The organism is Chryseobacterium sp. X308 (assembly GCF_020733145.1).
Lineage (GTDB): Bacteria > Bacteroidota > Bacteroidia > Flavobacteriales > Weeksellaceae > Chryseobacterium > Chryseobacterium cupriresistens.
Map to the genome: position 1 here is coordinate 161,822 of NZ_JAJFZH010000001.1, position 11,554 is coordinate 173,375.

An 11,554-nucleotide genomic window follows, 5' to 3' on the forward strand; every position below is an offset into this window, starting at 1 on the left:
TTATTTATTGATGATTGAATTAATAGTAACGACAGATTGGTTTACCTGCTGGATAGATTCCAGGTATTTTAACTGAATATTGGTGGCAGTCTGCAGGGCAAAAAGATATTCTACATAGGAAATTTCGCCTGTTTTATATCCTAATTGTGCTGCATTCACGATTTTCTCAGCGTTAGGAAGCGCCTGACCTGTGTAATATTCATATTGCTGGATATCCTGCTGATATTGGCTAAAAGCATTTTCCAATTGTGCAGAAAGCTGTTTTTGCTGCATTTTAGCATTGGTTTCAGCAACCTGCCTTTCATATTCCAATGCCTGAATTCTTGCTTTTGTAGCTCCAAATGTCAACGGAATCGCTACTCCTACTGTTGCTGACTGAAAACGCTTTCCGGAATTATAAAAATTCTCCTGCCCGTTAATGGTATGGAAACCTATCAAAGACTGATTGGTATATCCCAGACTGAAATCGGGAAGCCCAAGCGATTTTTCAACTTTTTTGTTTTTATCAGCAATCTCCATTTGCTGGTAAAAAGCTTTTACAGCAGGATTGTTGGCAACAACTGTACTGTCGAGTATATTTTCTGCCTTCAAAGGTATGTAGTCTTTGTTAAACGGGACTTCAATATCTTCTGAAGTGTTCATAAGGGTTTTTAAATTCTTATACGCATTGTTCAGAAAGACTTCATTTTGTCTGAGCAGCAGATCAATTTCTCCTTTTTGTGTTTCTGCAGTACTGATTTCAATCTTTTTAATATCACCTGCTTTGAATCTCACGGTAGCAATTCTTATAAATTCCTCATAGTATTGGGCCAGACTGGTCAGCTCGGCTTTATTATATTGGAGATATTCAATCTGATAATAATAGGTACGCACCTGTTTTATCAGTTCATTCGCTGTGATTTCCTTATCAATCTGTTTGCTTTTAATATTCTCATTAATTAAGTCTTTTCTTGCTTTAAATAGTGTTGGAAAAGGAATACTTTGTGAGATTGCGAATGACTGGTCAAACTTAGGACTGTTGTATTGCCCAAGCTGAGCTTCAAAACTTAACTTAGGAAGTTCTTTTGCCGTAGGTCTTAATGCTTCGGCGGATTTAATGCTTAAGTCTTTTGACTGCAAAGTCAGATTATTATTCAAAGCCTGTTCTACCGCCTGTTCTACAGAAACTGGTCTTGACTGTGCTTTGAAGGTCTGTCCCAGCATCATGAACCCTACAACAAGGATCGCAGTATACATGCCTGTATTATTCTTTCTTCTTTTCAAAATCTTTGTGTTAAAAATGATGTACAGCATCGGTAAAACAAATAACGTAAGGAAAGTTGCTGTTACCAAACCTCCGATCACTACTGTAGCAAGAGGTTTCTGTACTTCGGCTCCTGCTCCGGTGGAAATAGCCATCGGTAAGAATCCTAACGAAGCTACTGTAGCGGTCATTAATACAGGTCTTAATCTGGTTTTTGTTCCTTCAAATACTCTTTTCAGAATATCGGTTTCACCCTCTTTTTCTAATTGGTTGAATGTCCCGATCAAAACAATTCCGTTCAGTACTGCTACTCCAAAAAGTGCAATAAATCCGATTCCTGCGCTGATACTGAATGGCATATCTCTTAATAAAAGGGCAAATATTCCACCTATAGCACTCATAGGAATCGCAGTAAAGATCAATGCAGCCTGTTTAAATGAGCGGAATGTAAAATACAGCAGCATAAAAATAAGAAGTAACGATACGGGAACAGCAATCATCAGACGCTTACTCGCTTCCTGCAGATTTTCAAATTGCCCTCCATAGGTGAAGTAGTATCCGGAAGGAAGTTTCATTTTATCCAGTTTTGCCTGAATATCTTTCACCACACTTTCCACATCCCTGTCTTTCACATTGAATCCGATCACAATTCTACGTTTTCCCTGTTCGCGGCTGATCTGTGCCGGTCCAAGTTTATAGCTAATATTAGCCACCTGCGATAATGGAATCTGTGCTCCGCTGGCGGACGTAATCATCAGATTATTCACATCCGAAATGTCTGTTCTGTGAAGACTGTCCAGACGGACTACCAGGTCAAAGCGTCTCTCATTTTCAAAAACCTGACCGGCAGCTTTTCCGGCAAAGGCTGTGCTTACTGCATTATTGACATCTTCGATATTCAATCCATAATTAGCAATTCTTGTTCTGTCATACTGTACATTGATCTGTGGAAGACCACTCACCCTTTCAATCTGAGGAGCTGTAGCCCCATCAACAGTCTGAATGACTTTCCCAACTTTATCTGCATATATGGCAAGAGAATCAAGGTTCTCTCCGAAGATCTTTACGGCAACATCCTGTCTGATCCCGGTCATCAGCTCATTGAAACGCATCTGGATGGGTTGATTTTTTTCAAAGAATACTCCAGGAATCGTTTCCAGTTTTTCACTGATTTCATCAGCCAGTTCGTTGTAGGATTTCTTGGTTTTCCATTCACTTTGTGGTTTTAGCACAACAATCATATCGGTTGCTTCAGGTGGCATTGGGTCTGTAGGCACCTCAGCAGAACCTGTTTTACCGACGACCATTTTCACCTCATCAAACTGCTTGATAATCCTTGATGCCTGCATGGAGGTTTCTATACTCTGACTCAATGAGCTACCCTGCGGTAAAATACAGTGGAAAGCAAAATCTCCTTCCTGCAGCTGCGGGATAAATTCCCCACCCATATTTTTAAAGATAAAAGCCGAGATAAGAAAGACTACAGCAGTTGCGGAAACAATGATATATTTTACTTTGATTGCTTTCTGCAATAATGGCTGATAGATCTTTTGCAGGCGGTTCATCATTTTATCAGAGAAAGTTTCTTTATGGGATATTTTCTTAGATAAAAACAGGGCACTCATCATCGGAATGTAGGTTAGTGACAGAATCAATGCTCCCAGAATGGCAAATCCTACTGTTTTGGCCATTGGAGTAAACATTTTTCCTTCTACGCCGGCCAATGTAAGAATCGGAATATATACAATAAGGATGATGATTTCTCCAAAAGCGGCACTGCTTCTGATTTTTGATGCAGAAAGGAATACTTCTTCATCCATTTCGGACTGCGTCAAAGCGCGGACAGATTTTCTGACACCCAAATGATGTAAAGTAGCTTCTACAATAATTACCGCTCCATCTACAATCAATCCGAAGTCTATAGCTCCAAGACTCATCAGATTGGCACTTACCCCGAAAACATTCATCATTCCTAAAGCAAACAATAAGGAAAGCGGAATGGCCGAAGCCACGATAAGTCCTGCTCTCAGGTTTCCTAAGAAAATGACAAGAACGAAAATAACGATCAGGGCTCCCTCGATGAGGTTTTTCTCTACAGTATTGATTGCCCTATCTACCAAATCTGTTCTGTCAAGGAATGGTTCTATCACCACATCATCCGGAAGAGATTTCTGAATGGTGGGAATTTTTGCTTTAATATTGCTTACTACTTCATTACTATTGGCTCCTTTAAGCATCATTACAACTCCCCCTACAGCATCTACTTTTCCGTCATATGTTAATGCTCCGTAACGAACGGCGCTGCCTAAACGGACATCGGCAACATCCTTTATAAAAATCGGGACGCTCCCTGTTTCATTTTTAACAGCAATGTTTTTGATATCCTCAAGTGAAGTTACCAAACCAATTCCACGGATGAAATAGGCGTTGGGCTTTTTATCAATATAAGCTCCTCCGGTATTTTGATTATTTTTTTCAAGTGCTGTAAAAATTTCGGTGATGCTGGTTCCCATTGCTTTCAAACGATTGGGATCAATAGCGACTTCATACTGTTTTAATTCACCTCCGAAACTATTGATTTCCGCCACTCCCGGCGTTCCGTTCAGCTGTCTTCGGACAATCCAGTCCTGCATGGTACGAAGTTCCTTGGCATTGTATTTCTTCTCGCTTCCTTTTTTAGGGTGAAGAATATACTGATACACTTCTCCAAGGCCCGTACTTACGGGAGCAAGCTCAGGAGTTCCTACTCCTTTGGGAATTTCTTCCACTGCATTTTTCAGCTGTTCATTAATGAGCTGTCTCGCAAAGTACACATCTACATTTTCTTTGAACACCACGGTAATTACAGAGAGTCCGAATCTTGAAATACTTCTTGTCTCCTGAATATCGGGAACATTGGCAATGCTCTGTTCAATGGGAAAGGTAACCAGCTGTTCCACTTCCTGTCCAGCCAGCGTAGGACATACGGTAATGATCTGTACCTGGTTATTGGTGATATCCGGTACAGCATCTATCGGTAATCTGGTGGCACTCCATGTTCCCCAGATGATCAGCACCAAGGTCATTAAACCAATGATCACCTTGTTTTTGATACTGAATTTTATAATTTTATCTAACACGATTTGTATTTAATTTTTATTGAAAAGTGAATGCATACAGCGTAAAATGCTGCAGCAAAAATATCCTGAAAAGCTCTGCAATAGTATTGCAAAGTTTCAAGCACAGATAACTATCAGAAAGCAAAACTTTCTGAAAATCAATAAAAATTAAACTTTAGGAGGCTGCCAGATAGGATCATAAATCTGGTAAGCAAAATCGTTTTTATGGAATAAAATCTTCTTTGAAAAGTAAGCCGGAATCGGCTCCGGAATTTCCAATAACGGATCCATCTTAAATGCTGAAACCGTCATCTGGCAACAGCTGCAGGCACACAGAGGAGAACAGATATCTCCTTTTTCATTTGAGTGATTTTCCTGAACACTCAGGGAAGCTACTTTCCCTGAATTCTGCGGATGAGACACGTCAGCACATGGCATTAATGATAACGCCATAAAGTAAATTGCCAGTATCCATCTTAAGAGATTCATTGTTACAAAGATAGAGATTTTTTATAAAATGAATATTTGTTGAGCATTTACCCAATATTCTTTTGGAAAAACTTATTCACAAATACTATACCAGACCTTTATGATAAAAATAAAATTCATATCATTGAAAATAAAAAATAACTTAACATCAAAAAGACACATATGAATAATTTTCCCTTGATCATCTATTGTTCTTCAATACAAATGAAGTGAAACAATTTTCCACTATAGCATACCAATAAAAACTTTTGATTATGATTAAAAATATTTTTTCAATACTCTGCGTGATGATGTTTTTAAACAGCTGCGGACAAAAACTATATAAAATAGAAAAAGATAAATGTGATGAACCTTTATTAAATGATAAAGCACAATATTCATTTACAGAAAAACCTTCTGAAGAAGATCTAAAGAGGATAGATACTACCACATATTATGTTCAGATCTTTGAGGGGAGATATTACAATGAAGAAGAAATGAAGAATCCAAGGATAATCATTTTTCATAATGATGGTTTTTTTAAGAATGAATCACTTATGTATTTTGGAAAATTTAATGAGCAGAGAGGAAAAAACTCTGTTTATTATGGGGGAAAATATAGAATAAAAAATAATATCATCCAACTAGAACAATTTGGAAGATCTCCAGATTCAAAAAAATGGTATACCAGAAGAATAACTAATGGTAAAATAGATGGTAATAAGATTATTTGTAATGAAGGGCTAGTTTCTGTTTTTGAGAAAAGAAAAAATTTGCCCATAAAATAACAAGATCTTTAATTGGAGAGAGGATACTTTTTAATAACTTATGAAATAATTTTAAAAACAGAAACCGTTGCTCTTTTAGCAACGGTTTTTTAATAAAAAAAGCCACAGCAAAAGCAGTGGCTTAAAAAAATCAATCTAATTATGGACTATATCCTATAAATTCGGGTTATTCTCAAATTCCCTCTGTGGAATACTGAATAAATAATAGTTGCTGTTCGGTACAAAAGCAGATTTATCCGGAAAATCAAGAACAGAATGCCCTTTACCGTCTACTGTTTTCACGGTACCATCCGGTGTAGTTACCTGAACTTTTATCGGTTTACCGTCAGCATCTACAAACGGCTTTCTTATTACTGTGCCCTGTGTTCTGATAATATCTGAAAGGGAGAATCCTTCTCCGAATAATTCTTTTCTTCTTTCAATCAAAACTGCATCTACTACTGCATTCTGTGACAATGATCCAGAATAAATATTGGCATTTCTGGCAGATTTCAACTGGTTCAGTACGGTTACCGCCTGAGAAACATTTCCGCTTCTTGCTTCAGCTTCAGCTTCGATCAGATACATTTCTGCAGCTCTCATATAAACAATATCTGCAATAAGGGTAGGTTTAAATTTAAACTTGGCATACCTCAGCAATCCTTCTCTTCCTTTCTGCCCGTCCCATGAAAACAACTGGTATCTGATGTCATTGGTATCAAAAAGGTCTTTAAAATAAGGATCTGCCATAAAGCTGTAATAATAACTTCCTGAGGAAGATACATCCAGATAATGGAAGGCATAACTTTCATCAGACTGTTCCTGAGTCTGTGCATGTCCCCAGATCCACTCGACATTGTTGATATCATTGAAACCTTCTTTATACTTTTCCGGATCCATCAACGGGAAACCTTCTCTTGCAATTTTGGCTGATGCTGCAGCTTTACTCCACTCGCCCGTATTCAGGTAAGTTCTTGCTAAAAGCCCATTCACTACAGAACGGTTGATTTTATCTTTATTATTTCTTGTATAATTTTTCAACAGATTATCGGCGTCGGTAAGATCACTTTTAATCAATGTATAGATTTCTTCAAGGCTTGCTCTTTTCTTCCCTACCGTGCTTGTTGTGGAAGGTTCTGTATAAATAGGCGCAGTCAAAGCTGATTTGTCTTTGAGATAGCTGAACTGATAAAAGCTCGCCAGATTCAGATAACAGAAAGCACGTAATGCTTTTGCCTGTCCCTTCACCTGATCTTTTTTCTCCTGGCTGCCTTCTGTGCCATCAATTCTTGTAATCACATTGTTCATATTATTGATGGTGGAATACAACAGAGACCAGATAAACAAAGGCCGGCTAGCCGTATTATTCACCATTTCTGTAAAAGCATAAGTAGAAGCAAAACCATATTTATTGGTCAATACTGCCACATCACTTCCCATCGCATCACTGGCTCTTAACACAGTGGAATACCCGATATTGGCATAGGTTGTCCCGTCATTATTAAACTTTGCCCAGGTACCGTTCACAACTGTTTCAGCACTTTCGGCGGTTTTGAAAACTTCTACGCTGTTAGCCTGATCAGTCGGAGCAGTGTCCAGATCACTTTCACAGCTTGCCAGTGACAAAAATCCAATGATTGCAAACGATATGTATTTTATTTTTTTCATTATTTCAATTTTAAAAAGGTTAAAGCGTTGCCTGAAGACCAAAAGTGATCGTTCTCATTGCAGGATATCTGTAATATGTTGTTCCGTCCAAAGCCTGCTCAGGATCCATTCCTTTATGTTTATAGAATGTGAGAAGGTTTTCTGCCTGGATATAAATTCTGAATTTTTTCAATCCTATTTTCTCAAAATAATCTTCAGGAAGTGTATATCCCAAGCTTACATTTTTAAGTCTTGCATAAGTACCTGAATACAGGAATCTTGAAGAGGTTGATGTCCAGTTATTTGTTGTTGTGCTCAATGCGGGAACATCTGTATATGGATTATCCGGTGTCCACCTGTTCAGGATTTCCGAACTCCACGCACGTCCTCCGGCACTTCCGTTATGCATAATGGAAGTATAATCGGTATCTAAAATCTTCCCTCCGATTTTGAAGGTCAGTAATCCTGAAAAATCAAAATTCTTATAGGTGATGCTTGTACTGATTCCTCCTGTCAGTTTAGGCAATGCAGAACCCTGTAACAGTTTTGTAGCTTTTGAATATTCTGAAGTCTTTCCTTCCACTGAGTTTCCGCTGGCATCAGTAGAAACTGTTTTCCACAATGGCTTTCCATTGCTTGGATCTACTCCAACCCATTCAGGAATAAAGAAATCGTACACAGAACCTCCTACCGTTAAAAGCTTGGTTCCTACCACAAGAGAACCACCAGGTAATTTTGTGACTTTATTGTTTAAAGTACTTAAGTTCACATCCACATTCCACTGGAAATCATCATTTTTAACCGGTGTTGTAAATAATGAAAATTCAAACCCTGTATTCTGAATGATTCCGATATTGGCAGGATAATCACTGATTCCCAGCGATGGTGCCACCGGCATATTAAACAGAAGATCCTGGCTTTTTCTTTTGAAGTATTCAATATTTCCTTTAACTCTGTTATTCAGAATCGCGAATTCCAATCCTACGTTTAAATTAAGGTTGGTTTCCCATTTTACATTATTGGTAGACGTTTTCTCCAATGTTGTTCCCGGTTCTCCACCAAGGCTGATAAACCTGTATAACTCCTGATACGCATAATAAAGCGGCTGCCCGTTAGGTCTAAGTAATTTATCGTTTCCCTGTCCTCCATAGCTGGCACGCAGTGTTAATTGATTAAAAACATTAAGGCTTTTAATAAATTCCTCATTCGAAATTTTCCACGAACCTCCCACTGACCAGAATCTGCCCCATCTGTTATCTTTCACAAATCTTGAAGAACTGTCTGCTCTTCCCGATGCAGATAAGAAGTAAGTATTATTGTAGTCATACTCTACTTTTCCAAGGAAACTCAATAAGCTTAATTTATTACTGTTTCCACTGAAACTTCCCAGCAGAGAAGCAGCATCCGGCTCATAGTAATAAGGCAGTGAAAACTGACTTCTCGTTCCTGAAATCGTCTGATAATCGTATTTGTAGAATTCATGTCCTGCTAATGCATTAACATGATGCTTTCCAAACTTTTTATCATACGTCAGAATATTGCTGGTTGTATAGGAAAGTGTTCTGGTATTGGTCTTCGTCACTGAACCTCCAATTTCCGCACCTTGCCCAAGTAATGGATTTGAATAATAATGTCCGTTATAATTCACCAGATCAACAGAAAAACTTGTCTTGAACTTCAACTCCGGTAAGAAAGTGAATTCCATGAATCCTTTCCCTGAAAAGTTATCTTCTTTATTTTCGTTTTTATCTAAAGGCAACGTTGCAGCAGCATTCTGATTTTGAAGTGCATTTGTGGGCCTGTACTTTCCAAAATCATAAATTGGATTTCCGTCGGCATCTAAAACGTAAGTGCCGTCTGCATTTCTCTCATAATAAGGATAGAATGAAGGAATAAACCTTGCCGCATTGATGATATTACTCGCTTTTGAATCCGAAGAAGTAGGCGCCTGCTGAATACTGTTCGTATAGCTTAAGTTGACTCCAACATTCAGCCATTTTTTAACTTCGGAATTAATTTTCAGCCTGGTATTATATCTTTTAAAACCAGATTCAATGGCCATACCTTTGTCGTCCAGATAACCAAGGGAAAAGAAGTAATTACTTTTATCACTTCCTCCGCTGATATCAAGATCCACCTGGTTTCGTGAGGCCACTCTCTGTAGAATATCTCTCCAGTCATCATTCCAGAGTGGTGATGCCCCTGACAATAATTTTCCATCTGTTCCCACCGGTTTTGGATAAGCAGTTCCATATGGATTAATTCCAAGAGTAGAAACAAGATTATCTGTTGCCATCTGAGCAGCCTGCTGAGAAGAGACTTTACCGGACTGATATCCGTTTCTCAACGCTTCCCAATATAATTGAAAGTACTGATCCGTATTTACCTGTTCATAATCTTTGACAGCTCTTCCGGAGAATCCCTGACTGATATTAAAATTAACTTTTGCTTCTCCTTTTTTTCCTGATTTTGTAGTGATGATGATAATTCCGTTTGCCCCTCTTGAACCATACAAGGCACTTGCTGTAGCGTCTTTCAAAACACTGATGGATTCAATATCACTTGGGCTGATAGAGTTAATATTTCCGTCAAAAGGAATTCCGTCTACTACGTATAAAGGATCACTGGAAGCACTGATAGAACCGATTCCTCTGATTCTGATAGTAGAAACCGCACCCGGCTGCCCTGAGGCACTGGTAGTCTGAATCCCTGCAACCTGCCCTTCCAATGCTTTGGTAATATTGGTTACAGGTCTGTTATTGATTTTATCACTGGAAATGGTGGCTACAGAACCGGTATAGCTGTTTCTTTTTGCTTTTCCGTAAGCTACCACTACGACTTCATCAAGCTCCTTTTCATGAAGACTATCTTTTTTCAGTCTGGAATTCTGTGCACTTAAACTGGTGACTCCCAGAAAAAAAGCCGCAACCGGAGGTATCCAGGCTTTAGAATTAAATAAATTTTTACTAATCATAATCAATTTTATTTATCATATATTAAAATTTAACCCTTTGCAGAAAAGTCAGCAAAGGGCATCGATAAATACGATAAACCAAATGCTTATTTTTCCTTAAAAGGCTGAACGTAACACCTTGCCCCAAGGGTAGGTTGTTAAGACTTCACAGGGTCAGTTCCCTCCATCTTTCTTTATAAGCCGATCGAAATATGGTTGCAAAGCTAAAAACTTTTAGTCTACAAAACAAGTAGACTTATTGTTTTTTCATGATAAATTTTTAATAATTAACATAAAATTTTAATAAAAGCCATAACAATAAGGAGTTGTAAGCTTTATCATTTATTTAAATATGACAAATATCATTATTAAAAACTCAATTGAAACAAATCTACATCACATTGAAATTTTTGACCATTAATTAAAAAAAGTTTTTAATTTTATGGTATGAGAGTTTTAATCATCAACGGGCCTAATCTCAATCTTTTAGGCACAAGAGAACCGGAAATCTATGGAAATGTTTCTATGGAAAGTTATTTGGAAAATTTGAAATCCGAGTTTCAGGTTCATGATATAAAATATTATCAGTCTAATATTGAAGGCGAGCTTATTAACAGGCTTCAGGAGGATGACTTCGATGCAGTAGTGATCAATCCCGGGGCTTATACTCACTATTCATATGCAATTGCAGACTGTTTAAAAAATATCAAAAAACCTAAAGTAGAAGTTCATATCAGCAATATCTATAAAAGAGAGGAATTCAGACAGAAATCTGTAACAGCAGCTAATACGGATGCGGTCTTATCAGGCTTTGGAATGGATGGGTATCGGTTGGCCTTATTAAGTTTAAAATAACTTATATTTTTTTATTTAACCACGGATTTCACAGATTTTCACGGATGATTATGAAAAATAATTTATGAAGATAAAGGATAAGATTTACTGTAAAAGCATTGGCATATATTCCGGGCAATTAACAAAAAGAAAATCTTATATCGTTGAAGAAATAAATGCTGAAAATATAAGAATCTGGAATGATGAAGGTAAGCTCAGATGGTATTCTAAGTTTTATTTCTGCTTGGAGAAAGAACCGGAAATTATTTCCATTCATATTGATGATGAAATAGTAGAGGATACTGAATCTGCTATAGAAGTCACCATTGAATTTTCTGACAAAACAAAATATTGGATGACCTTCACTACTCCAAAGTATTTAGATAAAATATTGGACGGAAAGTCTTACTTTTCTTCAAAGCATTTTATGATTATAAAATATCTGACTGAAGAATCAATCAAATCAACAGTCCTGAAACTGGATGAACAGAATGAATTGATTGAAAGTTGTAAAAAATACTAATAAGAAAGCCTCATCAGTGAT

Annotated in this window: 7 protein-coding genes and 1 riboswitch; of the genes, 3 read left to right on the forward strand and 4 right to left on the reverse strand. The window is 37.5% G+C overall.

All coding sequences use genetic code 11. The features are described from left to right. Both LIV57_RS00825 and LIV57_RS00830 read right to left on the reverse strand, forming a co-directional pair. Window positions 1–4,362 carry a CusA/CzcA family heavy metal efflux RND transporter gene (locus tag LIV57_RS00825; RefSeq protein WP_227941018.1) on the reverse strand — a complete coding sequence of 1,454 codons (4,362 nt, stop codon included), beginning with the start codon at window positions 4,360–4,362 and terminating at the stop codon, window positions 1–3. A 147-nt stretch (window positions 4,363–4,509) separates the two neighbouring features. Next, window positions 4,510–4,830: a DUF6660 family protein gene (locus LIV57_RS00830; RefSeq protein WP_227941020.1), complete on the reverse strand. Its 321-nt coding sequence runs from the start codon at window positions 4,828–4,830 to the stop codon at window positions 4,510–4,512. A 254-nt stretch (window positions 4,831–5,084) separates the two neighbouring features. Here LIV57_RS00830 and LIV57_RS00835 point away from each other — a divergent pair, with 254 nt between their 5' ends. Beyond that, entirely contained in the window at window positions 5,085–5,597 is a 513-nt protein-coding gene (locus LIV57_RS00835) for a hypothetical protein (protein ID WP_227941022.1), read from the forward strand. A 153-nt stretch (window positions 5,598–5,750) separates the two neighbouring features. Here LIV57_RS00835 and LIV57_RS00840 read toward each other — a convergent pair whose 3' ends face one another. Further along, complete coding sequence (locus LIV57_RS00840; RefSeq protein WP_002982992.1) at window positions 5,751–7,244, reverse strand: RagB/SusD family nutrient uptake outer membrane protein; 1,494 nt, start codon at window positions 7,242–7,244, stop codon at window positions 5,751–5,753. A 19-nt stretch (window positions 7,245–7,263) separates the two neighbouring features. Continuing rightward, window positions 7,264–10,197, reverse strand: coding sequence for a SusC/RagA family TonB-linked outer membrane protein (locus LIV57_RS00845; RefSeq protein WP_227941024.1), 2,934 nt, complete (start codon window positions 10,195–10,197; stop codon window positions 7,264–7,266). An 83-nt stretch (window positions 10,198–10,280) separates the two neighbouring features. Further along, window positions 10,281–10,379, reverse strand: a riboswitch (SAM riboswitch). A gap of 244 nt (window positions 10,380–10,623) precedes the next feature. On the opposite strand from LIV57_RS00845, the gene LIV57_RS00850 reads away from it, so the two are divergent. Beyond that, on the forward strand, window positions 10,624–11,031 hold the full coding sequence (locus LIV57_RS00850) for a type II 3-dehydroquinate dehydratase (protein ID WP_227941026.1): 408 nt from the start codon (window positions 10,624–10,626) through the stop codon (window positions 11,029–11,031). A gap of 64 nt (window positions 11,032–11,095) precedes the next feature. Beyond that, window positions 11,096–11,533 carry a hypothetical protein gene (locus LIV57_RS00855; protein ID WP_202841637.1) on the forward strand — a complete coding sequence of 146 codons (438 nt, stop codon included), beginning with the start codon at window positions 11,096–11,098 and terminating at the stop codon, window positions 11,531–11,533. The last annotated feature ends 21 nt before the right edge of the window (window positions 11,534–11,554 follow it).

Excerpts from the sequence above, each read along its gene's own strand:
- LIV57_RS00830 (WP_227941020.1), bottom strand. The coding sequence starts at position 4,830 with ATGAATCTCTTAAGATGGATACTGGCAATTTACTTTATGGCGTTATCA.
- LIV57_RS00835 (WP_227941022.1), top strand. The coding sequence starts at position 5,085 with ATGATTAAAAATATTTTTTCAATACTCTGCGTGATGATGTTTTTAAAC.
- LIV57_RS00840 (WP_002982992.1), bottom strand. The coding sequence starts at position 7,244 with ATGAAAAAAATAAAATACATATCGTTTGCAATCATTGGATTTTTGTCA.
- LIV57_RS00845 (WP_227941024.1), bottom strand. The coding sequence starts at position 10,197 with ATGATTAGTAAAAATTTATTTAATTCTAAAGCCTGGATACCTCCGGTT.
- LIV57_RS00850 (WP_227941026.1), top strand. The coding sequence starts at position 10,624 with ATGAGAGTTTTAATCATCAACGGGCCTAATCTCAATCTTTTAGGCACA.
- LIV57_RS00855 (WP_202841637.1), top strand. The coding sequence starts at position 11,096 with ATGAAGATAAAGGATAAGATTTACTGTAAAAGCATTGGCATATATTCC.